Annotated in this window: 1 pseudogene; it reads left to right on the top strand. The window is 73.5% G+C overall.

The annotated features are described in order from the left end of the window. Positions 1 to 31: 31 nt before the first annotated feature. Positions 32 to 409 (top strand): annotated as a pseudogene (locus FV234_RS25945) (hypothetical protein); the annotation flags it as partial. Positions 410 to 635 lie beyond the last annotated feature (226 nt).

Raw genomic sequence — 635 nt, 5'->3', positions numbered from 1 at the left:
GTGGTAGCCGCCGGGCGGGCGGGTCGGGCACGTCCACCTGCAGGTGGGCGAGATCGAGCCGGCGGACCGCTTCTACGCCGGGCTGCTCGGGTTCGACGTGATGATCCGCTACCCGGGCGCGACCTTCCTCGGCGCCGGCGGCTACCACCACCAGCTCGCGACGAACGTCTGGCAAAGCCGGGGCGCGCGCGAACGGCCCGCCGCCATGGCCGGCCTCGCCGAGGTGGTCCTGCTGGCCGACGCCCCGACGCTGGCGGCGGTCCGCGACCGCTGCCGGGACGCCGGCCTGACGCCGGACGCGGCCGACGGCGCGCTCGTGCTTCAGGACCCTTGGGGGACCCGATTCCGCCTGGTGCCGCAGGCGGGCGTTTTTCGCGACAGCGAGCCGACGCGCATCCCGGCATCCTAGGCGCGACGCGGGAGCGACCCAGCTGCACGGACGGATGTCGGATCGCCACTCACGTGCGATCCTTGCGGATTGTAGCCTTCACGACGGCCGGTCCGCCGGGTTGGTCGGAAGTCCGAACGCTCGCTCGAAAGCCCTGTCCTCACCACTCCGACGCCATCGCGGGGATGGTTTCGGCGAGGAACGCGACCCAGGCTCGGGTCTTGGCGGCCGGGCGGCGGGTGGGGTG

It is taken from the genome of Methylobacterium sp. WL8 (genome assembly GCF_008040045.1).
GTDB classification, from domain to species: Bacteria; Pseudomonadota; Alphaproteobacteria; order Rhizobiales; family Beijerinckiaceae; genus Methylobacterium; species Methylobacterium cerastii.
The sequence above is the reverse complement of the archived record's forward strand: the minus strand, read 5'-3'. Positions and strand labels throughout refer to the sequence as shown.